Raw genomic sequence first — 21,351 nt, 5'->3', positions numbered from 1 at the left:
CTCACTCAACTAAGATAATAATGCGGATACCTGAGGACGGGTAAAGTTTGCCTGTGCCATCAGTGAAGTCACTTGTAGGCTAAAAGGCGAGGACTGCATTAGCTCGGATACTTGAGTCAAAGTGGCTTCAAGTTCTAGTCCAGCATCTTTGTGAAGGTTTACTTTTTGTAGTTGCAACTTGAGGTGTTGCTGACTGGCGTTGAGCTCTTGTAATTGGGACTCAACTTTATGGCGTGATTTTGCTATTTTGGCCAGAGATTGCTTGATTTCAGTTTGGCTGTTGAAGCGCCACTCTCTAGGATCTTGCCAATTAAGCTCCTCACTGACCTTGATGGTTCTAGCGTCACCGGCGGGTAAACGCTGCCCTTGCCCGGTCATCATTAATCCTGACTGAACCTGCTGCCATTGCTGCTTACTGCTCTTGAAGATAAGCTTACCGTCGTTATTCCTCACCGCCTGCATGTCTATCGGTTTTAAGGCGTTATTGAGTTGGTTAATCAGCTCCATAGGTTGAGCATTTGCGGGTAATAGAACTCTTATCGACTCATTGCCAATTTGCATATTAAGCTGCTCATCTCGGAGTTTTACAGCAGCTAAATCTACCGATTTCAAGCTAAAGCAGTATTGACTTGCTGGTCTTTGGGGCGAGATAAGATTGAGCTGATGATCGATCAGAGGCTTACCTTGATAGCTTACCTCTAATTGGGCTAACTTTTGTTGTAGCTGCTGAATACGACTAAATTGCTCAGTCCCTGTATTCGTCGACAAGGATTGCTGACCATGGCCTTGCAACTGCTTAAGTAGGCTTTGTACTTGCTGCAGCCCCTTTTCTGCGACTTGTGAAGCACTGATCTTATGTTGACCCTGTGTCACTTTCGCCCACTTACTATAGCTCTCTAATCTGTGGGTAGGAATGCTAGCAACGTTTGCTTTGGTTTGCTCTTTAACTGGTAGCTGCACGCTAGCAGTGGGCGCAACCGTCTGGCTGCGCTGCTGTACATTAAGTGCGTCTGAAATCCCGTTGAGCATTGACTTCTCTTAAGCTGGTTAAAATTATATATGGTTAAAAAGTGACAGTTGCGATACCTGTACAAAGGTTTGCTGCGTCACTTTTAGGGTTGTCAGCTTTAAGTTGAACTCCGCTGTGGCTTGAGCATAATCTAAGCCTTCAGTTTCACCTATCACTTCTTTATTAAATAGTACCCGTTCTTCGTGCGAAGCTTGCACTAAGCTCAAGGTATTCTGCTTGCCACCAATATCGGTGATCGCCGAGCTGATGCTGGTCAGAGTGTCATCTAAGCTAGTTTGCATGTCGGTGGCAGCTTGACTAAATACAGGATCGCCAGGGGAAAGCGTCGGGTCTTCGAGTGCTGCGATAAAGTCTTTAGTTTGATTCAGAATATCGGTGCTACCGTTAGAAAAAATAAAATCTGCAGCGGTGCTGTTCGCTGTCATCCAAGACGAACCAGAGGTTTGTACTTCTCGAGTATTGGTATCTCCCTGATAAACATAGTTACCACTGGCGTCTTTACCGATTGGAGGCGTATCAGTTTTGTTGCCTGAAAAAAGGTAGTTACCCGCTTCGTCTTTAGCGTTAAGGGTGTCGGCAAAGGCTTCCAGTAGCTCGTTCATCTCGGCGGCATAAGCCGCTCTATCTTCAGGAGACAAACTGCCATTATTGGCTGATACAGTGATTTCACGCATACGCCCTTGCAGCTCGACCATGCTCGACATATAGGTTTCAGAGCGACTAAAGCTGGTACTTAACGACTCGGTATTTTTAATGTACTGATTAGTCGCAGCCATATCTCGCTCGTTGCCCATCACCCTTACTGAGCCAATAGGGTCATCAGATGGGCGTAGAATTGATTTGGCAGTGGACATCATCTCGTTGATTCTGGCGATATCGGCAGTGGAGTTCTGCAGACTCTGTAAATTACTGCTATAGAGATTAAGCATACTTACGCGCATGAAGAGCTCCTTAAATACTGTTCAAAATGGTTTGAAATAGCTGATCGGCAGTCGAGATAACTTTGGCATTGGCTTGGTAAGACTGCTGATAGATGATGAGGTTAACGCCCTCTTCATCCATATTAACGCCACTGGTGCTGGCCCATTGTTTTTGGGCTTCAAGTTGGAGGGTTTCAGCCGTGTCTTTAGACATCTTAGCTTGGCGAGAGGCCGAACCTAGCTCTCCAATCTTACTGGCGAACGCATCGCCCATGGTGGTATCGACACCCATGGAGCTAAAGGTAAAACTCTTGTTAGCGATTTCGACCAGTTCCTTAAGGTTGCTGTTATCCCCAGGTGTCCCGTCTTTACCAAAAGCCAGCATGTCAGCGTTAAACCCCGCAGTCATCTTTAGACTACCTGCTGGGTTTGTTGGGTCGTAAGTGAACAAGTTTTGGGTTGGTGTATTACCATTTAAATCGGTACCGCCAGCAAGCACGGCATTAAATTCATCAGCCATGGCCATGGCCAGCTCATCGATGAAAGCCATCGAGTCGACCATGCTATTATCACGATAGTCGATCAGTGCGCCCAAGCTACCACCGGCGGTTTCATCAAGTGGAAAGCTCGATTGTCCGAACTGAATGCTTAGCTGACTAAACTTGGGATTAGCCGGATCGGGAGTAACCTGGACCTTTGAGGCAATAGTGCCAGATAACAGAGGCTGACCTTGGGCTAGCGAGATGTTGATCATGCCACTAGAGTCTTCAACCACATTGATATCTACAATCGCTGACAGATCATCGATAGCGGCATCTCGCGCATCGAGTAACTCTAAAGGCACGTTGCCAGAAGCGTTTGATGATTGTATTTCAGCGTTAAAGCTCGCGATAGTTTTTAGTTGAGCGTTGATCTCTTTAGCTGAGGCGCCAATCTGGCCTTCAACTTGACTTACTTGAGAGTTCAAGCCTTCACTAATGGAGTTGAAACGTTGAGTCAGCGCTTTAGCTTCGTTGAGTACACCTTGGCGATGAGCTATCTCGCTAGGCTGTTCCATCGCCGAGTTTAGTGAGGCAAATAATAGGTCTAGACCGGCTGAAATACTGTTACCTTCTGAGCCAAAAATCTGCTCTACTTGGCCTAAATAGCTCGATTGAGTCTGAGCAAAGCCTAGGTTGCTGGTGGTGTTCCATAACTGCGCGACTTCATATTGATCCGATATCCGGCGCACACCGTCGACCATCACGCCTGAACCACTGCCGTAGACACCATTACCAACAGAGCTAAGCATCACTTGCTGACGAGAATATCCTGGCACCATGGCATTGGTGACGTTATTGGAAGTGGCTGTTAGGGCTGCCATGCTGGCATTAAGCCCCGACATACCAATGTTGAGCATGCTCATCTTGAATCCTTATCTCTATCGTTTTAAATGATGGCTAATCAGCAGCGTCATTTACTCTTGCGGTTTAGTCATAAATGGCAATATTAAAGCGGGTTGCATCGCAACTGTATTGGGAGTGCCATTCGATTGATTATTAGAGGCGACCATCTCTGGCTCAGACTTAAGTCCCGCTGACAATTGTTTAGTCATCACCTCCGCAAGCCCGGTGTTTTGCATCTGACTTAAGCGTCCAGCGAGCTCGGCATCATGCCAGTCACGGTACATACCATCATTTTGTGAAGAGAGCGGGCTGTCTTTATCGGCCATTACATCGGAGGCGCTACGCATCTGTTTTAAGACGGTTTGCAAAAACTGGGCTTCAAACTGTTGGCTAACAAGTTTAAGGGCACCGTGTTCACCGTTTGCTTTAATTAGTTCACCGGCATCGAGTTGATTGAGGTAACTATGGTTATTGTCGAGTTTCATTAAATCACCACTAATTCGGCTTCAAGCGCGCCCGCTTCGTTTAGCGCTTGTAATATTGCCATTAGATCCATCGGGGAGGCCCCTAAACTATTTACTGCGCGAACAATATCATTGAGGGCGGTACCTTCAGGCCAGACGAACATATGGCTATTGCCTTCATCAATATTGACTTTGCTGTCGTTTGTTACAACCGTTTCACCCTGTGCTTGGCCTAGGTAGGCCCCATTAGGTTGGCTAACAAACTCTTGTTCAACAATGGTCACTGTGAGGTTGCCATGACTGACAGCAGCTTTACGTACCACCACATCGCCGCCCATAACCACGGTGCCGGTACGGCTGTTAAATACCACTCGTGGGGATTTACGACCTTGCTCAATTTGCAGCTCTTCCAACATAGACATAAAGGTGACGCGTTGGCGGTTCGAGCTAGGCGCTCGTACGATTACCTTTGCGCTGCTATCGGCTTCAGCGACATCGGGGCCGAATAGCTCGTTGACTGCACGCTCAATATTGCGGGCAGTTTTAAAACTAGGGTCGATTAAGTTAAGGACAATGTGCTCGTTTTCATTAAAGCTACTGTGCATTGCAGCTTCTAACAGAGCACCGTTAGGTATATTCCCGACCGTCGGTACATTAATAGTGATTGAGCTGCCGTTGCGTCCTTGTGCCGAAACACCACCGACAACTAAGTTGCCTTGAGCGACGGCATAAACTTCGCCATCGACGGCGCGCATTGGCGTCATCAATAGCGTACCGCCACGTAGGCTTTTAGCATCACCGAGTGATGACACGGTAATATCTAATGTTTGTCCAGGGCTTGCTAGTGGCGGTACGGTGGCGTGAACCGCAACCGCGGCGACGTTTTTCAGTTTCGGGTCGGTCTTGTCATCAATCTGCACCCCAAATTGTTTAAGCATGTTAACTATAGACTGACTGGTAAAGCGGACTTGAGTACGGTCACCTGTACCGTCTAGACCCACGACTAGACCATAACCAACGAGTTGGTTGTCACGGATCCCTTGCACATCGACAATATCCATCAGATAGCGGTGCTGAACCTGTGCCTTAACTGGAAGTAAAGGTGATAAGCCGAGCAACATACTGAGCATAAAGATGGCTATTTTTTTCATTCACACAATCCTGACTTTTGAATATTCAAACAAACGATTACAAGGGAAACCAAGGGCTATTGAAGTAGCGAGCGGCCCAGCCCATGCGATTACTATCTGAGATAGCGCCTTGGCCACCATAAATGATTCGTGCATCGGCGATACGTTGTGATGAAATGGTGTTGTCGTTGCCAATATCGTCGGCGCGGATTAGCCCGAGTAAACGCAGGTACTCATCGCCTTGGTTTAAACGCAACCACTTCTCGCCGCGGATCAACAAAGCGCCATTAGGTAGTACCTTAGCGACGGTCACCGTGATAGATCCTGATAACTGGTTCTGTTGAGTGCTTGAACCTGTACCGTTAAAAGAGCGCCCCATATTGGCTTCACCGCTGCCAGCAATACTGCTTGTGCCCGTAGTGCCTTGGCCGTCAATTGATACACCGCCTGATTTACTGGTTTTAGTGTCGGCGCGTTTACTCGAATAGGTTTTTTCATCCAGCGCCACGGTGAGAATGTCACCCTCACGATAGGCGCGCTTATCTTTAAATAGCGTCAACATAAAGCCTGGACGATAAACACTGCCGTTCTCAGCTGGTGGTAGGCTGTAATCAATTTCTGGCGGCGCCCACTCTGGGTTTCCTGGTGCGGTATCTGGTTCGGGGATGTGCGCGACACAGCCTGATAGCAGTAATGTTAAGCCTACGCAAAAGCTTAGCCATAGTGATTGCATGCTGGAGCCCTTTTCGAGTGTTGTTGGTTGATAAGCCATGGTTGAGCCAGTCAATAAAGCGCTGGTTACAGCGCTTGGTTGAGGAACTTAAGCATGTCGTCTGAGGCCGACACGACTTTGGCGTTCATTTCGTAGGCGCGCTGAGTTGAGATCATTTCGACCATTTCCTCTACGACGTTGACGTTAGCGCCTTCTAGTGCTCCTTGGCGTATTTGGCCTAGAGCTTGGTCACCTGCAATACCTTCAACCGCTGCGCCAGATGCGCCAGTTTCACGATACAGGTTATTACCACGGGCTTCGAGTCCGGCTGGATTGGTAAAATTAACCAAGGTGATCTGGCCTAATTCTTGTGAGTCGGTTTGGCCTGCCATCTGGGCAGAGACGATGCCGTCACTGGCGATAGTGACATTGAGTGCGTCTTCTGGGATCTCAATATTGGGTGCTAGCGGTAAACCTTGAGAGGTCACCATAAGACCTTCGCTGTTGCGATAGAACTGGCCGTCACGGGAGTAGCTTAACTCACCATTGGCTTCTTCAATTTGAAAAAATCCTTGGCCTTCAATCGCCAAATCGAGTTGTTGATTAGTGGTGAGCATGTCACCCGAGGTAAAGACTTTTTGGGTACCCGCAACACGAGTACCGGTACCGAGTTGCAAGCCTGATGGTAGCTCGTTTTGCTCATCGACTTGACCGCCAGGCTGGCGCTGTACTTGATAGAACAGGTCGTTAAAAGCAACGCGGTCGCGCTTAAAGCCTGTGGTATTAACGTTTGCCAAGTTGTTGGCAATGGTGGTCATCTTGGTATCTTGGGCGGTTAAACCGGTTTTACTGACCCATAAAGCTGATTGCATCTGTTTTTCCTTTAAAGTCTAGGCTTTAAAAAATTGGTCTACGCATCACGTAGCAAGCGGTTGCCTGCTTCTGCGAGTTTTTCGGCGCTCTTCATCAGTTTGACCTGTACTTCAAACTGACGGCTCAAATCCATCGCGGCGATAAGTTCGCCCACGGCTTGGACGTTACTGGCTTCGAGAAAACCGCTGCTGACAGTCACTTCATCACTAGCTGGTAACGGTTGGCGGTCGGCGGTATACAGCAAGCCATCTAGGCCCTTGCTCATCAGGCCAATATCGGGATTAACCAGCTTGAGCTGGCCAACTTCTTCGATAATGCCGCCTTCATCGGCAATAATGCTGAGTCTGCCGTCATCGCCAACAAAAAGTTCGCGGTATTCTGGCAGTACGATAGGACCGTTGACGCCAGCGACAGGGCGGCCATCTAAGGTGAGCTGGCCGTTGGCATCGGGGGTGATGGCACCTGAGCGGGTATAACCTTCGCCTTCAGCTGTCATCACTGAGAACAAACCTGCATCGTTGATGGCGAGATCTAAGGTTCTACCTGTAGGGTTCATGGCGCCACTTTGCAGATTGAAACCACTGCTCTGGGTTTGGGCGAGCACACGTGTCTGTAAGCTATTACCTGTCGGGGCAATAATCATGGCATTAACGCGCTCTAAGTCAGCTTTAAAGCCTGTGGTATCAGCGTTGGCGAGGTTGTTGGCGCGGATCGCTTGCGCCTCCATCACTCTGGCGGCGCCTTTTGCTGCTGTATATATCATTCTGTCCATGAGTCAGCCTTAAATCGCGTTTAGCAAGGCTTGTTGCATGGTGGAGTTAGTATCTAACACCTTGGCATTCGACTGATAGTTACGCTGCGCCGTCATCAAGTTAACCATTTCGGCGGTTTGATCGACGTTTGAACCTTCAAGGTAACCGCCCGCAATTGAACCTAAGGTGCCGGTAGTTGGTGTGCCTATGATTGGCTGACCCGCAGCATTCGTTGCAGCCCAAGCATTGTTACTCTGAGGAATTAAGCCGTTAGGGTTATTGAAATCAGCTAGAACGACTTGGCCTTGTAACTGCTCTTGACCGTTGGTGTAAGTTCCGTAGAGCATGCCGCTTTCATCTAAGCGAATACCATTTAGCTCACCTGAGGTGTAACCGTTTTGGCTAAGGCTTGAGTTGTTATAGTCAGAAGCGTATTGAGTGCTCTTGTTATAGCTCAGCGCTAGGCTCATGTTTGAAGCACCGCCAATAATATTTGGGTCGGTGATATTGAGCGTCAGATCTTTACCTGCGGTTAGCATACCGTCTGAGTCGAAACTTAGCTGGTGGCCACCTGCTGGAGTCACATCTGTGTCGCCCATCATGTAGTGTACAGACCAAGAGTTGTCAGCGGTCTTAACGTAGTATTGGGTCAGAGCATGCTCGTTACCGAGTGAATCATAGGCTGTTACAGTGCTTGAAGAGTGATAGGTCGAAGCATCATCTGAGTCGAACGGGGTTGTTGCAGGGTCAATCTCTTCGACTCTAGCATCTAAGTTAGAGATCAAGCCAATGGTTGAGGTCGCTTGGGCAGGTAGGGCTCCGGCTTGTACTTGTAGGTCGGTAACGTTACCTGTCTGCAGATTACCAGCAGCACTCACTGAGTATCCCTGTAAACGGTTGCCTGCAGGGTCAGTAACAAAGCCATCAGCATTTTGGTTAAACATACCGGCTCTTGAGTACATGGTGCTGCCGTCTTGGCCGCTTAGCATAAAGAAACCATCGCCTTGAATACCCATATCTAGTTGGCGACCAGTGTAAGTTAAGCTACCGCCAGCACTGAAGTTTTGGCTGGTATTCATTACGTTCACACCGCCAGCTTGACCGCCATTGTAAATGGCTGAAAACTCACTACGACCACTGCGAAATCCGATGGTAGATGAGTTAGCAATGTTATTACTGATAGTGTTTAGATCTTGTGTGGTTGCTTGTAAGCCGCTTAACGCAATATTGAAAGACATCGATCAATCCTTTAAACCAATTATGAAACTTCAGAGATTTCAAGCACCGAAATCGTGCCTAGACCATTACCGAGCTCAGCCATCATCATTCCTGATGCGCTGATGAAATGTATTTTTTCGATTTCAGCTTTTACGAAGGTATCAGCTGTTTTACTGACTTCTCCAGCCGTGGTGTTAGCCACAATGCTGTATTCACCTGCAGGCAGTTCTAATGCTTGTGGGTCGATAGTGAAACTGCGATCGCCCGCTTCTTGTGGGCCCATTTCTAAGCTGTGTACCACCTCACCGTGCTCATCGACGATATCGATACTCAAGTTTTCAACCGAGCTGTCGAGATAGACTTTGCCGTCGATAGGAGTGCCGTCAAGGCTAAACTCAGAGGCGGGTACCATGGCATCTTTACCGACAAGCTGTGCTGACTGCACAATACCTAGGTTTTCCATGATCACCATTTGCGTCGATTGGTTAGCACGCATCTGCTCAAGACTTTCAACTTGAGAAAACTGAGCTAGTTGACTGACATATTCAGTACCATCAATCGGATTGGTTGGGTCTTGGTTTTTAATTTGAGCAATCATCAAGGTCATGAATTCGTTCTTGATAGATGCAGAGTCATTCCCCGGTGAATTAACGACGTTATTGGTATTATTGGTGCTTGCTGTATTGGTAACGTTCATTATTTCGCTCCTAGCTGCAGTAAACCTTGCTGCATTGAGCGGGCGCGGTTCATGATTTCAACATTGGTTTCAAATGAGCGACTCGCCGCCATCATGTCTGCCATCTCTTCAATGGTATTGACGTTGGAGTAAGCGACATAACCTTGCTCATCGGCATAAGGGTGATCGGGTTCATAGCGAAGATCCAGCGGCGCATCAGATTGCACTATGGCAGATACTTCCACATGAGCACCGGCGACTTGACCTTCTTGAGTCTGTTTATAGATGGTCGAGAATACAGGCTTTAATGCGCGAAATGCTTCATCTGGACTTTCTGCAGCGGCCCCTGCATTGGCTAAGTTACTGGCAACCGTATTAAGACGAATGGTTTGGGCGTTCATTCCCGCCCCCGCAATCTGGTAAATTTCTGCAAATGACATAAGAGGTTATTGACCTTCGATAGCGGTACGTAAGCCAGAAATCTTCATATTGAGGAAGGTTAGGCTGGTTTGATAATCCATGGAGTTTTGCGAGTATCTTGCCTGCTCTTTTCCTAGTTCGACCGTGTTTTGGTCGGCTGATGTTTGATAAGGCACGCGATAACTGGCTTGATAATTTCGGTCTGGAGACATACCCGCGTTGATCTGCAGCATCACATTTTTGAAGTCGAGATCTCGCGCCTTGTAGCCTGGAGTCTCTGCATTGGCCAAATTACCAGCCAGCATCTTGCTGCGCTCGACTCTGAAATCTAACGTGTGCGGGTGAATGCCCAATGCGGCATCAAGGTTGATAGCCATTACGACTCCTAGTATGGTGTATCCAGTTTAATTACTGCTTGACTATTCAATTAGTGTGCCAATAGTTTTAGGTGAGGTTTTTCAATGGTTTGCATAAATGTGCGGCGCAAGATCGGAACCTGTGTTTCCTGCTTCCTCCTGTGTATTTCCGGTTTGTTTCCGCTGTTAAGTACCGCACAAACTGCGCTGGACGCACCGCAGCAAATAGATCAGGCATTTAGTCAGTTGTTATCTACAGAGTTAGAGTTATGGCAACAACAAGCCGGTTTAACTCAGCTAAGTTCTGATATTAAGATCAAGATACCCTCGGGTGCGAAGAGGTTAGAGCTTTGCCCTTCAAAGCTCATCATCGATGTCGGTTCTGGTATCCCTTTGGGCAATGTGCAGCGTAAGGTGAGTTGTGATGTTCTGGGCTGGAGTCTTTATGTTCGAGCGTCGGTAAGCGTTAGTGTAAAAATCCCCGTCGCCAATCGGGTGCTTAAGCGTGGGGAGCATATCTTGACCGCAGATATCGATTGGAAGGTGATTAAGTTGCGGCCATCTGATAGAGATTTAGTGACGGTTTTTGATGAAATTGTTGGTCGGAAGGTTGTGCGCAAGGTGCGTCGTTATCAGCCGATCAGGGCGTTGCAACTGAGTGCACCTCAGTGGGTCAATATTGGTGACCGAGTCATTATCGAAGCGAGAAGCAATGGTTTCTACGCCAACATGCCGGGCGAGGCGTTGGAAGGGGGCGGTGAGGGGGAGGCTATTCGGGTTAAGAACCTTAGCTCTGGCAAGATCATCTCCGCTTATCCGGTTGCTAAGGGACGGGTCGCAACGCAGTTTTAATGCCCTGATGGTGTAACGATTTATTAAATCGCGCTGCTATTTCAGAATGGGCTGTATGGTGTCGCTTTACTTCCTATAGTAGGCGTATTTGAGGCAGGCATTATGGAAATAAACAAGATAAACAGCACAATCAATGCTGAAATGGGCACAAGTAAGAGCAAGACTCAAAGCTTGCTCCAGCCGCAAGAGAGCCCCGTTTCTGCACAGATAAAACCTCAGCAAGAAGTGAGTGCAGACTGCAGGTTGATTGAACACAGTCAGCATCGCCTTGAGCAGTTGCCTGACTTTGATCTCGCCAAAGTTGCAGAGGTGCGTCAGTCGTTGATCGATGGCAGTTTTGACCTCGATCTTGAGAAGTTAACCGATGCTATGGTGTTACAGCATGGGTGAGTCGAGTCAGAGCATCAGTAAGCGAGAGTTAGTGCAGGGAATAGTGCGCGGCATTCGCCAAGATATTGAAGGCTATAAGCAGCTTAAAAGTCTGTTAAAGCGCCAACGAGAATTGATGCAACGTCGAGATAATGCGGGTCTTAAACATCATAATGAACATCAATCGAGTTTGTGCGATAGCTTAATGAATAAGGCCAGCGAACGACGTAGGACCTTACAAAAATTAGGTTTTGCGGGTAATGCCAGTGGCATGGTGGCGCTAATTGCTAAGCTGCCTCCGTCGTCATCGGTGCAGGTGTCTATGTTGTGGGAAAATTTACTGTTGTTGGTGAAAGAGAGCCAGCAGGTGAATGAAGCCAACGGTAAGTTATTAGTGTCTCAGCAAGAGATTATTAACCAATTGCTGCAGCGCGAAAATGACAGTGCTATCGATTACGGCAATATACGTTAACCGCCAGTTTATTAGCGGGTCGCATAGCGCGCTGCTAGATCATCTAATTGTTTCTGCTCTTGCTTTTGCTGTAATAGATCACGCTGAAGCAATCTTTCTTTGTATAACCATTGTAAGCCTTGCTGGCGACCGAGCTGTTTACGCCAAAGCAGATGCATTCTTTGTTGCTCTTGTTGCAGTAATAACTGCTTGCGAGTTAATTGTTTCAACATGGGTTCGATGGCTTGGATCATCTGTGCGCTATTTTGCAGCATCATTACCGTACCGCCAGTAATATTGACTTGAGTGTAGTCGGTGACCATCTGTCCAAGCTGCAGCTTTTGCTGTGCTATGGTGTCTATCTTGCTCTGCGCTGCATTTCGCTGTAGCCCAAGTTGGCTGAGTTTTTTCTCTTCTTGCTGACATAATCTGAGTAATTGCTTCATCTAAATTTTTTCCACTATCTATTCGGCTGAAAGAGAAAAACCCATCTGACTAACTAATAGTTCTAAGGCGCTGAGGCTTTGATTCAGGTCGGCTTGGGTATGGGTCCCTTGGCGTAAGAATGCTGCCATTTGTGAATAGCTTTTTACTGCCATATCCATCTCAAGATCATGTCCTGCTTGGTAGCCACCTAAGGGTAATAGCTCTTTCACTTCGTTATAGCGGCTATTGAGATGACGAAACCACTGTCCCTGTTTTAGGCTATTTTGACTCGCAACCTGAGTGGCTAAGCGGCTGACTGAAGCGCCGATATCGATGGCTGGAAAGTGTCCCTGCTCTGCTAGCTTACGGCTAAGCACGATATGGCCATCAAGAATAGCTCGAGCGGAGTCGGCGATGGGATCTTGCTGATCATCACCTTCTGTTAATACGGTATAAAAGGCGGTCAGTGTACCGCTGGGGTGCTGACTGTTACCGGCCATTTCCACTAAGCTAGGCAGTTGCGCAAATGCTGACGGCGGGTAACCTTTGGTTGCTGGTGGCTCACCTAAACTCAGCGCAATTTCACGCTGGGCTTGTGCGTATCGAGTTAATGAGTCGACAAGTAGCAGCACCTGCTTACCTTGATCTCGGTAGGCCGCGGCAATGTGGTGACATAGGCGCATGGCGCGCATTCGCATTAAGGGCGTTGTATCGGCAGGGGCGGCAACTACTACGGCGCGTTTACGGCCCTCTTCGCCTAATGACTCTTCGATAAACTCTCTAACTTCTCGACCACGTTCACCAATTAACCCAACGACCACCACATCAGCTTCGGTGAAGCGTGTCATCATGCCTAACAGTACACTTTTACCAACACCAGAACCTGCAAACAGTCCGAGACGTTGACCACGCCCAACGGGGAGTAAGGCATTGATTGCGCGAATACCCACATCTAAAGGTTCGCGGATCGGCTTGCGTAGTAAAGGGTTAATGCCCTTAAACTGCAGAGGTACATGGGGAATATGTTTAATACTGCCTAAGTCATCGAGTGGCTGACCTAAGCCGTCGAGCACACGTCCGAGTAATCCAAGCCCTGTTGGTATTTGACTGCGCCCTTCAATGGGCATAACCCGAGAGCCTGGCATCAAACCGTTAGTGGGCTCAATTGGCATTAGACACAGGGTCTCTTTGTAAAAACCAACGACTTCGGCCTCGACTAATTGATTATCACGGCACTCGACATAACAGCGATCACCAGTGCCAAGTTGGCAGCCGACGGCCTCGAGTAGCAAGCCGTTAACTCGGGTGAGTCGCCCGTAAACTTGGGCGACAGGGACCTTAGGCCAATCTAAAATATCTGCGTTAAACTTCAACGTCAGCCTCGTTTGCTGGGCTGCTTGTTTGCGGCGTATCTTGTAGGTGAGCTTCAACTTGAGCCATACAGCTGTTGAGGCGAGTCTCAACGGATGCATCTGCATCGGCTGTTTCACTGACAATACGGCATCCGCCAGCGCTGATGCTAGGGTCAGCGACTAAGGTCCAAGAGTCAATCTTGTCGGCAGCAAGCTCTTTGAGCTTATCAACAGCACTAGGTTCTAAATGAATTTTAACTTGGCTCGGATCATCGGGCAGGGCTGATAAGGTTTCTTCAATCAAGTTTAAAATTTGCTGTGGCTGCAGGGTGAGTTCACAGCGAATAACCTGCAAAGACACTCGTCGCACAAGATCGAGGATCAATGATTGCTGCTGTAGGATCTGCTGATTGTGACCCTCTTCCAGTAATGCTTTTAGCGCGCCTAATGGGGCAATAATACTGTTAAGTTGGTCATCGATATTGTCTTTGCCTTTTTGCTGACCTTCAATGCGACCTTGGTTAAAGCCCGCAGCATAGCCAGATTGGCGACCTTCCTCTTCACCAGAGCTAAACCCGGCTTGATGCCCTTTGTGTACACCTTCATCGTAGCCTTTATCGAATGCTTGCTGGAAGTCTTGCCAATTAGCGCCTTCAGTGCCGTTTTCGGTGAGAGGGGCCGTTAGAGGCGAAAAACGATGACGGCGAGCATGATGGCCTACAAGACGCCAACGTGGATCGGATTTTGTAAGGAATGGGCTCATTACTCTACCACCTGCTCTTCAAATAACTGTAGTTCGATTTCACCTTCATCCATCATCTGCTTAGCCAGCTCCATAATCTCTTTACGCGCTGCTATCGCTTGGCTTAATGGCACTGTACCAATCGCTTCTACTTGGGTTTCAATTGCCGAAGACATACGTTTTGGTAGGGCTGCAAGTAATGTCATCTTAAGTTCGTTTTCAATACCTTTAAGCGCTAATGCCAATACATCGGCAGGTACAACGGCCATGATCTCTTGTAAGGTTTCAGGCTTTTGACGACCTAAAATAATGAAGTCGAACATGTTGTCGGCCACGTTGCTGGCGAGTTGCTTGTCATGTAGCTTGAGCATTTCCATCAACTGCTCTCTGTCACCATCAAATCGATTGAGAATATCGGCAACTTGACGCACACCACTAATTTGGGTGTGACTTTTCTCCATTGCCATTAGCATGCAGCGCTCGACCAGTTGCTTTAGTTCATCAACCACTTCTCGGTCTAAATCACCAAGCTGAGCTATACGGACAAGCACTTCATCTTGTCCTTCTGCCGGAAGCCCATGTAGTACTTGAGCGGCACTTTCTGGCGGTAATAAACCTAATAGTACGGCTTGTAGCTGGCAGTGTTCATTGGCAATCTCTCGTGCGAGTAACTGAGGGTCAACCCATTCGAGTCGCTTAACTAGTACCTTAATTTCATCGCCATAAATACTGTCGATGAGGCTTTTGGCGACCCTATCTCCGAGCGCCAGATCTAAGGTTTTTTGTAAGTAGGTACGCGACGCTCTGGCGATCCCTGACTGCTCTTGATAGCGGGTAAAAAATCGACCCAATACGGCCTCGGCTTCATGCTGAGTAATACTCGATAACCGCGCCATCTTATGACTTAGGTGCTGTACATCATTGCGATCTAAATGCGCCATGACCTGTGCCGCACCTTTTTCACCCATGCTAAGCAGCAACATGGCTGCTTGTTCTAGGTTGTCCATCTTGATTGTGAGTTCATTATTCACTGTTCGATTTGCCTATTCTTTTAACGCTAAATGCAATGGGTTTATTAAGCTTGATGAGTGTTTTGCTCACTCTCTCTGTCGCTAATCCAATGGGAAATGACCTCGGCAACTCTTGCTGGTTCTTGGTTGGCGAGTAGACTTAGGTGTTCCATCTGCACTGTCAAAGGCGATCCCGGAGCCGGTAAACTCAGATTACTGGTCCAGTTGCTGTTGATGTTGGCATTATTGTTTGCAAGCAAATTATCGGCCGCGGCTTGGACTGCATCTTGGTTTAAATCTGCTGCTTCTGCTGGTGGCATCAATGGCGTCGGCGTTGCTGCCTGTGTGTCTTTAATATTGTGTTCAACGGTACGAGTTAGATGCTGCACCAGCGGGCGTAATACAAAGAAGATCATGCCTAGGCCTAAAATCGCGCCGATAAAATAGCGCAAATAGGCTTGATAGCTTTCACCTTGCCACCAAGGTAGCGGTTCAAATTCAGCAATTTTTACAGGGGCAAAGTTAAAGCTGCTGATACTAAACTGATCACCACGAGCTGCTGAGTAACCAATCGCGTCCTGCACCATGGTGCTCATCTGGTCGAGTTGCGGTTGAGTCCAGCCTGTTTCCCCTGCTGTTTGGTTGTTGAGCAGTACCGAGATCGACAGGTTTTCTAGCTGCATCTGCTGGTAGCGGGTGTGCTTAACTGAGCGACCGACTTCAAACTGGCGGCTTTCTTGTTGGTTTAGATTGCTCGTGCTGTTATTGGTCGCCGCATTTGCCGCTGGTGGCTGGTTACTCAGTGCGCCTGGAATGCCGAGCGCCATATCACCATTTGTTTGGTTCGTGCTTTGCTTTTCTTGGCTAACAACGGTTTGAGGATCGAGGGACTCACGAGTCTCTTCTACCTGGTTAAAGTTGACCAGTGCTGCCACTTGTACTTGAAAGTTGTCTTGACCAAGAATAGGGAGCAGCATGCTAGATGCGCGATTGATAAGACTTTGTTCTAGCTCTTGGGTGTACAGCAATTGTTTATCACGTGCTTGGCTTAGATCTTGATTAGCATTAATTGCCGAACTGAGATGATTACCTTCTTGGTCAACAATTTGTACTCGCTCTGGTGTCATGCCTGTCACACTACCTGCAACTAAATTTGCGATAGAGGTGATCTGTTGGGCTTGTAGCTGTTGTCCCGCGTAGAGATCTAACATTACCGAGGCTGAAGGTAATTCAGGTTGCTGACGAATAAATAGGGTCTTTTTCGGAATGGCTAAGTGGACGCGAGCAGCCTTGACCGCTTTTAGCGCCATGATAGTGCGCGAGAGTTCACCTTCGAGGCTATAGCGATACTTGGCTTGCTCCATAAATTGGCTGGTACCGATAGCCGAAGCGTCGAGCGACTCCATTCCTGATGGGACTTTGGCTTTAACACCGCGAGCAGCAAGCACCATACGGGCGTTGCCGAGTTTATCTTCAGGAACCATTACCAAACCTGATGTTGGGTCAAGGCGGTAGCTAATGCCTTCGGCTTCGAGCACCTCAATAATGTGCGAAGTTTCGACATTTTCTTGATTGCCATATAGAGGGCTATAACCTTGGCCTGTGCTCCATAGCATTAACACGATTACGCAGGCTGCAACTATCGCGAGAATGCCGAGTGTTGCAGCATGTCGGTCTCCTCGACTGAACTGATGCCATTTCTGTTTCAGCGAGTTAATACGATCATTGTTGCCATTTACACCTGTCATGACAGGGCTGGTTTGAGTCAATGTGGTTGACATGCTTTTAGTTATCCTTGCTCAAAAAGACTGTTGAGTTTTTGGGCGTTAATACAAGAGTGGTTATAGGGTGCGGCATGATTTAGATCGGCATTTTCATTACGTCATCGAATGCCTGCACTAGGCGATTTCGAATTTGAATCATGGCCGAAAATGCAAGGCTAGACTTTTGAGACGCAACCATGGCGCCAACAAGGTCGTCGCTCTGACCACTATCTACGGCAGCCACCAAGGCTGATGATGCATTTTGATCAGCATTGATGGAGGCAACTTTATGCTTCATTAACTCTGTGAACGAAGCCGGTTGTAGGCCAAAATCTCGCGGATTGGGGCCGACTTTAATCGCTCCCTTTGCCATCTCTGAATGAATATTGAGTTGCTGGATCATTGACTGGGTGCTGGCGATGTTGGCATTTGACATATGTGCTCCTTATTTATCTTTAAAAGCTGGTTATGCAGCATGACCCGATTGCGACAGGATCTGGTCGATATCAATGCCTTCTTCACGCATTTGTACTAGCTTGTATCTTAATGCTCTAGTGGTCATACCTAAGGCTTGAGCCGTGTTAATGCGGTGGCCGTTATAGCGCTTAAGGGTATCTATGAGGTATTGGAATTCAGCTTGGCGTTTTGAGGCTTTAAGCCCTAACTCATTTTGTTCTACCAAGGCTGAACCGTCTTGATTGACTAAACCAAGCTCTTCTGCTTGTAAGGCTTGTCCACGGCGCATAACAAGCGCGCGTTGAATGGTATTTTCTAGCTCTCGCACATTACCGGGCCAGTCGTGGCTTAAGAGTAAGTTTCGTGCTTGTTCACTGAAGTAGCATTGCTGATTAGCCGCCAGAATTTTATATCGTTGTAGAAAATGTTCCGCAATAGGCAGAATATCTTCACGTCTCTGGCGCAGTGGCGATATCTTGATAGGCAGTACATCTAAGCGGTAGAAGAGATCTTCTCTAAATTTACCGTCTTGCACTGCTTGGCGTAGATCTTTATTGGTGGCGGCAATGACCCGGATATCTAGCGTAATCGATTTGTGACTGCCTAGTCGTTCAACCTCTCTCTCTTGTAGGACTCGCAGTAGCTTGGCCTGCAAAAGCAGTGGCATTTCGCCGATTTCGTCGAGCAGCAATGTGCCGCCATTGGCGAGTTCGAATTTACCTGGCTGGTCTGTTGTTGCACCGGTAAAGGCCCCTTTGATGTGGCCAAACAGAATCGACTCTAAAATACTTTCAGGGATAGCAGCACAATTAATCGCGATAAAGGCTTTATCTGCACGATTAGAATGGCGGTGAATATAGCGGGCGAGCGGCTCTTTGCCGGTACCGCTTTCACCGGTGAGTAGCACGGTCGCTTCGGTATTGGCGGCGCGATGAGCCAGCATCAATAGTTGGCGACTAACAGGGGCCGCACAAATTAACTCATTATTGGGCAGCTCTAATCGGCGTAACCTTTGTAGTAGTGAGCACAGTTGCTCTTCATCTATTGGCAGTAACAAATAATCTTGTACACCGCACTGCATCGCGATACTGGCTAACTCTGTTTGTTCGGGATCGAGTAGGGCGACTTGATGCTTGCCCGGAAATTGTCGTAACTGTGCGGCCACATTTTGATTGCTGCAATGAGACAGGTTGATCAAGCTTAACCAAGGGCGATTGTTATTATCAGATTGCCATAGATTAAAGCCTTGTTGTATCAACTTACTTTGACTCGATTGCGTCAGCTCTGTATCGACAAACCTTAAACTAGAACGATTCATTTTTAGCTCTCAAAGCTGAGGTTACTGCAGCATTTTTCGCTGATTTGACTAAGCGTAAAGTGACTCGACGGTTTAGCTCTCGTCCTTCAGTGTTGTTATTGCTGGCGATTGGGGCTCGGGTACCGTGATGACGTGTTTGGATCATCTGTGCCGGAACGCCTAGCTCTATTAACCGAGATACCACTTCGTCGGCGCGTTCTTTACTGAGTATCAAGTTTGCCAAGTGGTCACCAGAAGCATCGGCGTGACCGTCGATCAGCACTTCAACGATACTAGGATCTGCTTGCAGGTAACGGTAAATGGCATACAGGTCTTGTTCATGAGATGTATTTAACAAACTTGAACTTGGGGCAAATAAGAACTCTAGACGTCGCAAATAGGTAAAAGGTTGCGGCAGCAATTGTTGACGACAGAGCCTAAATTGATTGGCTATAGAACTCGTCGATATAGGGCTAGAGCTTATTTGGTAGCCACTACTATCGGCGCTCTTGATATTGACTTGCCAGGTATACCCTTGCTCTAGCGCTTCTAAAAAGGCTGCGGTATTTTTTTGGCTGATTGCTTGTGAGCCAAACCAGTGCAGTGAGGTCGTGGCGATAGGCTGATGCGCTTGTTCCTGCCAAGAAGCGGGAACGACAGAGGCTTGGCTCTGAGCGTTATGTAAACTAAGCCAGTCAGCTTGCAAAGCAAAACTCAGTGCTTCACCTGGGTTCGCTTTTAATGCGAGCGTACCGAAGCTTGCGACTCTATGAGTAATCTCGCAGCCAAATTGATCGCCTACAAATTGCCAATGAGCTTTTTCAAAAGGAGTTTGATAGTTAATTGGTGCCGCAAATGCGTTATTTGTGATGTTTTTACAAATAAAAACAAAACAGATTAATATATAAACTGATAGTTTCAATTTCCAATAACCCTTAAAAGTAGATACTGTGATTTTATTGTTTTTATATTTGTCTTTTTAAGGTTGCCAATTAAACACGTAATACTAAACTATGTAAAACTTTTTATTTGTATTTTGTGCTTGAATCAGATTTTTAAAACTTTAGTTAAAGTTAAGTGTATTTGGTTCAGATGTGATGTAAGCTTGCCGCCATTATTTAACAGCGTTAAATTGTTCGATTTTAATACGTATTGCTTTTTCTCTCTTTGTTTTCGATGAAGTCGGGTTCTTGTATGTGCTTGTTTTTAAAGTTTATTTTAATTTGGTTGAAAAAATAACAAAATAAATTAAAGTTTTCTTTAATACAGTCGCTTTATAGGTGGGTTTTATTTGTTGCTTTTTGGGTGGCTTGTTTTATGTTAATTCTTTTTGTTGGTGTAAATAATATTCTAGCTGATCATTGAAAGTGATTTTTTATTTAGCCATTATTTTGTCGCGCGTCATTTAAATAGCGCTTTTATTTTTTCGTCGATTATTTGACGTTATTTTGTTGTGGAATTTAGGATGAAAACAACCGCTAAAGCCAATTTGATCAAATCGAGCCAAGGGATAGATGTAAGGCCTGTGGTCTTGATAAAGGAAAAGTTGGCTAGAAGTCGATTATTAATGCAATTAGAGTCATGTCGGCGACCTATAATGGATGCTGTTAATGAATTGCTGACGCCTATAACTCGACAGGGACATTACGCTTTATCAAAAGTATCGTTGAGTGCAAAAACTAATGTCGTTAATCCTCAATTACATCATGCTTGGTTTTTGCTTAGTTATAACCGTGTCGATCTGGGGTGGTGGTTAATAGATAAGTGCACTTTAGATCAGCTTGCAAGTGGCTACTATGGTAGCTGCTCTAGTGCGCTAAAGTCTCCTATGAGAGCACCGAGTCAGTCTGAATTTCGCTTAGTTAAACGTTTGATGATGGCGGTGATAAAAACACTGCCGATAACGGAGATAGATGAAGAAAAACTGGAGCTGGAATTGGTGATGAATACCACACCGATTAAAGCGCCAGTGTGTTGTGAGTTATCTTTCCCTGCTGCCCATGCAGGTCCTTCAATCTGCTTTTATATGGCAGAGTACCTATTAGAGTTGATGGCTGAACAGCCAAGCCAATATCAGGCTGATCCAGCCTTATCTGAAAAGTTGGCGCATCGACTCAAACAGATCCCATTGCGAACATTACTCGAATTGGGGCATCAGAGCATGCCTGTTACTTCTCTACAGAGTTTGGTTGTTGGCGATATTCTGCCGATGAATTTGCATTCTCGCTGCCCTGTTACCGTGGGTAAACGTCCACTTTTTTACGCCACAGTTCATACCCATGAGGGACAGATGGTGGCCAAATTGACCCAAGAAGCCTTTCAAATGGAGGAACAATCCAATGGCTGAACATAATATTCTACAAGATGAAGACTTTTTACTCGATGATGATTTTTTTGCCGATGAGCAAAGCCGTGAGCCAAAAGTTCAAGCTAAGCCGGTAAGAGATATGTCTTTTTTCAATCAGCTTCCGGTACATGTGACTTTAGAGCTTGCTAGCGTAGAGATGTCTCTCGGCGAGTTGGCACAGATGGGGGAAGGTGATGTTGTGGCACTCGATCGTATGGTGGGAGAGCCATTGGATATTAGAGTTAATGGTGCCTTATTAGGACGTGGGGAAGTAGTTGAAGTGAATGGTCGTTATGGTGTGCGCTTGCTCGAAGTGGAAGCGACCAGCCTAACTGGAGCTGTTGACTAAC

At 47.0% G+C, this 21,351-nt stretch carries 25 protein-coding genes; 5 read left to right on the top strand and 20 right to left on the bottom strand.

Annotation, left to right across the window (positions count from 1 at the left end):
- Nucleotides 1–9: 9 nt before the first annotated feature.
- The 12 genes from ACVBIU_RS15385 to ACVBIU_RS15330 all read right to left on the bottom strand — a co-directional run bounded on the left by ACVBIU_RS15385 (nt 10) and on the right by ACVBIU_RS15330 (nt 9,957).
- The gene (locus ACVBIU_RS15385) at nt 10–1,029 is read right to left on the bottom strand and encodes a hypothetical protein (RefSeq protein WP_447160996.1); all 1,020 of its coding nucleotides are present in this window, start codon (nt 1,027–1,029) and stop codon (nt 10–12) included.
- Nucleotides 1,030–1,053: 24 nt separating this feature from the next.
- Nucleotides 1,054–1,971 (bottom strand): flagellar hook-associated protein FlgL, encoded by a 918-nt coding sequence (gene flgL, locus ACVBIU_RS15380; protein ID WP_447160997.1) that lies wholly within the window; start codon nt 1,969–1,971, stop codon nt 1,054–1,056.
- 10 nt (nt 1,972–1,981) lie between these two features.
- Entirely contained in the window at nt 1,982–3,355 is a 1,374-nt protein-coding gene (flgK, locus tag ACVBIU_RS15375; RefSeq protein ID WP_447160998.1) for a flagellar hook-associated protein FlgK, read from the bottom strand.
- Nucleotides 3,356–3,406: 51 nt separating this feature from the next.
- Complete coding sequence (locus ACVBIU_RS15370) at nt 3,407–3,820, bottom strand: rod-binding protein (protein WP_447164201.1); 414 nt, start codon at nt 3,818–3,820, stop codon at nt 3,407–3,409.
- Nucleotides 3,820–4,950, bottom strand: coding sequence for a flagellar basal body P-ring protein FlgI (locus ACVBIU_RS15365; RefSeq protein WP_447161000.1), 1,131 nt, complete (start codon nt 4,948–4,950; stop codon nt 3,820–3,822). The genes ACVBIU_RS15370 and ACVBIU_RS15365 overlap by 1 nt, the downstream gene beginning before the upstream one ends.
- A gap of 37 nt (nt 4,951–4,987) precedes the next feature.
- The gene (gene flgH / locus ACVBIU_RS15360; protein ID WP_447164200.1) at nt 4,988–5,662 is read right to left on the bottom strand and encodes a flagellar basal body L-ring protein FlgH; all 675 of its coding nucleotides are present in this window, start codon (nt 5,660–5,662) and stop codon (nt 4,988–4,990) included.
- A gap of 65 nt (nt 5,663–5,727) precedes the next feature.
- Nucleotides 5,728–6,513 carry a flagellar basal-body rod protein FlgG gene (gene flgG / locus ACVBIU_RS15355; protein ID WP_447161002.1) on the bottom strand — a complete coding sequence of 262 codons (786 nt, stop codon included), beginning with the start codon at nt 6,511–6,513 and terminating at the stop codon, nt 5,728–5,730.
- A 38-nt stretch (nt 6,514–6,551) separates the two neighbouring features.
- Nucleotides 6,552–7,286 carry a flagellar basal body rod protein FlgF gene (locus ACVBIU_RS15350; protein ID WP_447164199.1) on the bottom strand — a complete coding sequence of 245 codons (735 nt, stop codon included), beginning with the start codon at nt 7,284–7,286 and terminating at the stop codon, nt 6,552–6,554.
- A gap of 9 nt (nt 7,287–7,295) precedes the next feature.
- Entirely contained in the window at nt 7,296–8,504 is a 1,209-nt protein-coding gene (flgE, locus tag ACVBIU_RS15345) for a flagellar hook protein FlgE (RefSeq protein ID WP_447161004.1), read from the bottom strand.
- Nucleotides 8,505–8,524: 20 nt separating this feature from the next.
- Complete coding sequence (locus ACVBIU_RS15340; RefSeq protein WP_447161005.1) at nt 8,525–9,181, bottom strand: flagellar hook assembly protein FlgD; 657 nt, start codon at nt 9,179–9,181, stop codon at nt 8,525–8,527.
- Entirely contained in the window at nt 9,181–9,600 is a 420-nt protein-coding gene (gene flgC, locus ACVBIU_RS15335; protein ID WP_447161006.1) for a flagellar basal body rod protein FlgC, read from the bottom strand. Before flgC ends, ACVBIU_RS15340 begins: the two co-directional genes overlap by 1 nt.
- Nucleotides 9,601–9,606: 6 nt before the next feature.
- Nucleotides 9,607–9,957 (bottom strand): flagellar basal body rod protein FlgB, encoded by a 351-nt coding sequence (locus ACVBIU_RS15330; RefSeq protein ID WP_447161007.1) that lies wholly within the window; start codon nt 9,955–9,957, stop codon nt 9,607–9,609.
- A gap of 99 nt (nt 9,958–10,056) precedes the next feature.
- Between ACVBIU_RS15330 and flgA the strand changes: the two genes are divergently transcribed.
- The 3 genes from flgA (at nt 10,057) to flgN (ending at nt 11,629) form a co-directional block, all read left to right on the top strand.
- A complete protein-coding gene (gene flgA, locus ACVBIU_RS15325) occupies nt 10,057–10,788 on the top strand; it encodes a flagellar basal body P-ring formation chaperone FlgA (RefSeq protein ID WP_447164198.1) in 732 nt (243 codons plus the stop codon).
- Nucleotides 10,789–10,890: 102 nt separating this feature from the next.
- On the top strand, nt 10,891–11,178 hold the full coding sequence (gene flgM, locus ACVBIU_RS15320) for a flagellar biosynthesis anti-sigma factor FlgM (protein WP_447161009.1): 288 nt from the start codon (nt 10,891–10,893) through the stop codon (nt 11,176–11,178).
- Complete coding sequence (gene flgN / locus ACVBIU_RS15315; RefSeq protein ID WP_447161010.1) at nt 11,171–11,629, top strand: flagellar export chaperone FlgN; 459 nt, start codon at nt 11,171–11,173, stop codon at nt 11,627–11,629. Before flgM ends, flgN begins: the two co-directional genes overlap by 8 nt.
- A gap of 11 nt (nt 11,630–11,640) precedes the next feature.
- Here the strand turns inward: flgN and ACVBIU_RS15310 are convergent, their stop codons facing one another.
- From ACVBIU_RS15310 to ACVBIU_RS15275, 8 genes are all read right to left on the bottom strand, one after another.
- Complete coding sequence (locus ACVBIU_RS15310) at nt 11,641–12,054, bottom strand: hypothetical protein (protein ID WP_447161011.1); 414 nt, start codon at nt 12,052–12,054, stop codon at nt 11,641–11,643.
- An 18-nt stretch (nt 12,055–12,072) separates the two neighbouring features.
- Nucleotides 12,073–13,407 carry a FliI/YscN family ATPase gene (locus tag ACVBIU_RS15305; RefSeq protein WP_447164197.1) on the bottom strand — a complete coding sequence of 445 codons (1,335 nt, stop codon included), beginning with the start codon at nt 13,405–13,407 and terminating at the stop codon, nt 12,073–12,075.
- A complete protein-coding gene (gene fliH / locus ACVBIU_RS15300; protein WP_447161013.1) occupies nt 13,397–14,149 on the bottom strand; it encodes a flagellar assembly protein FliH in 753 nt (250 codons plus the stop codon). Before fliH ends, ACVBIU_RS15305 begins: the two co-directional genes overlap by 11 nt.
- Nucleotides 14,149–15,135 (bottom strand): flagellar motor switch protein FliG, encoded by a 987-nt coding sequence (locus ACVBIU_RS15295; RefSeq protein ID WP_447161101.1) that lies wholly within the window; start codon nt 15,133–15,135, stop codon nt 14,149–14,151. The genes fliH and ACVBIU_RS15295 overlap by 1 nt, the downstream gene beginning before the upstream one ends.
- A 68-nt stretch (nt 15,136–15,203) precedes the next feature.
- Entirely contained in the window at nt 15,204–16,919 is a 1,716-nt protein-coding gene (gene fliF / locus ACVBIU_RS15290) for a flagellar basal-body MS-ring/collar protein FliF (RefSeq protein ID WP_447164196.1), read from the bottom strand.
- Nucleotides 16,920–16,998: 79 nt separating this feature from the next.
- Complete coding sequence (gene fliE, locus ACVBIU_RS15285; protein ID WP_447161015.1) at nt 16,999–17,337, bottom strand: flagellar hook-basal body complex protein FliE; 339 nt, start codon at nt 17,335–17,337, stop codon at nt 16,999–17,001.
- Between the two features lie 30 nt (nt 17,338–17,367).
- Nucleotides 17,368–18,675, bottom strand: coding sequence for a sigma-54 interaction domain-containing protein (locus tag ACVBIU_RS15280; RefSeq protein ID WP_447164195.1), 1,308 nt, complete (start codon nt 18,673–18,675; stop codon nt 17,368–17,370).
- Nucleotides 18,662–19,576 carry an OmpA family protein gene (locus ACVBIU_RS15275; RefSeq protein ID WP_447164194.1) on the bottom strand — a complete coding sequence of 305 codons (915 nt, stop codon included), beginning with the start codon at nt 19,574–19,576 and terminating at the stop codon, nt 18,662–18,664. Before ACVBIU_RS15275 ends, ACVBIU_RS15280 begins: the two co-directional genes overlap by 14 nt.
- Before the next feature lie 675 nt (nt 19,577–20,251).
- On the opposite strand from ACVBIU_RS15275, the gene ACVBIU_RS15270 reads away from it, so the two are divergent.
- Both ACVBIU_RS15270 and fliN read left to right on the top strand, forming a co-directional pair.
- Nucleotides 20,252–21,001, top strand: coding sequence for a FliM/FliN family flagellar motor switch protein (locus ACVBIU_RS15270; protein ID WP_447161018.1), 750 nt, complete (start codon nt 20,252–20,254; stop codon nt 20,999–21,001).
- The gene (fliN, locus tag ACVBIU_RS15265) at nt 20,994–21,350 is read left to right on the top strand and encodes a flagellar motor switch protein FliN (RefSeq protein ID WP_447161019.1); all 357 of its coding nucleotides are present in this window, start codon (nt 20,994–20,996) and stop codon (nt 21,348–21,350) included. The genes ACVBIU_RS15270 and fliN overlap by 8 nt, the downstream gene beginning before the upstream one ends.
- The last annotated feature ends 1 nt before the right edge of the window (nt 21,351 follow it).

The organism is Shewanella sp. 30m-14, assembly GCF_052977125.1.
Note: the sequence above shows the minus strand (reverse complement) of the source record. Positions and strands in the feature narration are given on the sequence as shown.

What these genes read in the sequence shown, in the direction of transcription:
- ACVBIU_RS15385 (WP_447160996.1), bottom strand. Translation starts at nt 1,029, where the DNA reads ATGCTCAACGGGATTTCAGACGCACTTAATGTACAGCAGCGCAGCCAG.
- flgL (WP_447160997.1), bottom strand. Translation starts at nt 1,971, where the DNA reads ATGCGCGTAAGTATGCTTAATCTCTATAGCAGTAATTTACAGAGTCTG.
- flgK (WP_447160998.1), bottom strand. Translation starts at nt 3,355, where the DNA reads ATGAGCATGCTCAACATTGGTATGTCGGGGCTTAATGCCAGCATGGCA.
- ACVBIU_RS15370 (WP_447164201.1), bottom strand. Translation starts at nt 3,820, where the DNA reads ATGAAACTCGACAATAACCATAGTTACCTCAATCAACTCGATGCCGGT.
- ACVBIU_RS15365 (WP_447161000.1), bottom strand. Translation starts at nt 4,950, where the DNA reads ATGAAAAAAATAGCCATCTTTATGCTCAGTATGTTGCTCGGCTTATCA.
- flgH (WP_447164200.1), bottom strand. Translation starts at nt 5,662, where the DNA reads ATGCAATCACTATGGCTAAGCTTTTGCGTAGGCTTAACATTACTGCTA.
- flgG (WP_447161002.1), bottom strand. Translation starts at nt 6,513, where the DNA reads ATGCAATCAGCTTTATGGGTCAGTAAAACCGGTTTAACCGCCCAAGAT.
- ACVBIU_RS15350 (WP_447164199.1), bottom strand. Translation starts at nt 7,286, where the DNA reads ATGGACAGAATGATATATACAGCAGCAAAAGGCGCCGCCAGAGTGATG.
- flgE (WP_447161004.1), bottom strand. Translation starts at nt 8,504, where the DNA reads ATGTCTTTCAATATTGCGTTAAGCGGCTTACAAGCAACCACACAAGAT.
- ACVBIU_RS15340 (WP_447161005.1), bottom strand. Translation starts at nt 9,181, where the DNA reads ATGAACGTTACCAATACAGCAAGCACCAATAATACCAATAACGTCGTT.
- flgC (WP_447161006.1), bottom strand. Translation starts at nt 9,600, where the DNA reads ATGTCATTTGCAGAAATTTACCAGATTGCGGGGGCGGGAATGAACGCC.
- ACVBIU_RS15330 (WP_447161007.1), bottom strand. Translation starts at nt 9,957, where the DNA reads ATGGCTATCAACCTTGATGCCGCATTGGGCATTCACCCGCACACGTTA.
- flgM (WP_447161009.1), top strand. Translation starts at nt 10,891, where the DNA reads ATGGAAATAAACAAGATAAACAGCACAATCAATGCTGAAATGGGCACA.
- flgN (WP_447161010.1), top strand. Translation starts at nt 11,171, where the DNA reads ATGGGTGAGTCGAGTCAGAGCATCAGTAAGCGAGAGTTAGTGCAGGGA.
- ACVBIU_RS15310 (WP_447161011.1), bottom strand. Translation starts at nt 12,054, where the DNA reads ATGAAGCAATTACTCAGATTATGTCAGCAAGAAGAGAAAAAACTCAGC.
- fliH (WP_447161013.1), bottom strand. Translation starts at nt 14,149, where the DNA reads ATGAGCCCATTCCTTACAAAATCCGATCCACGTTGGCGTCTTGTAGGC.
- ACVBIU_RS15295 (WP_447161101.1), bottom strand. Translation starts at nt 15,135, where the DNA reads ATGGACAACCTAGAACAAGCAGCCATGTTGCTGCTTAGCATGGGTGAA.
- fliF (WP_447164196.1), bottom strand. Translation starts at nt 16,919, where the DNA reads ATGTCAACCACATTGACTCAAACCAGCCCTGTCATGACAGGTGTAAAT.
- fliE (WP_447161015.1), bottom strand. Translation starts at nt 17,337, where the DNA reads ATGTCAAATGCCAACATCGCCAGCACCCAGTCAATGATCCAGCAACTC.
- ACVBIU_RS15280 (WP_447164195.1), bottom strand. Translation starts at nt 18,675, where the DNA reads ATGAATCGTTCTAGTTTAAGGTTTGTCGATACAGAGCTGACGCAATCG.
- ACVBIU_RS15270 (WP_447161018.1), top strand. Translation starts at nt 20,252, where the DNA reads ATGGATGCTGTTAATGAATTGCTGACGCCTATAACTCGACAGGGACAT.
- fliN (WP_447161019.1), top strand. Translation starts at nt 20,994, where the DNA reads ATGGCTGAACATAATATTCTACAAGATGAAGACTTTTTACTCGATGAT.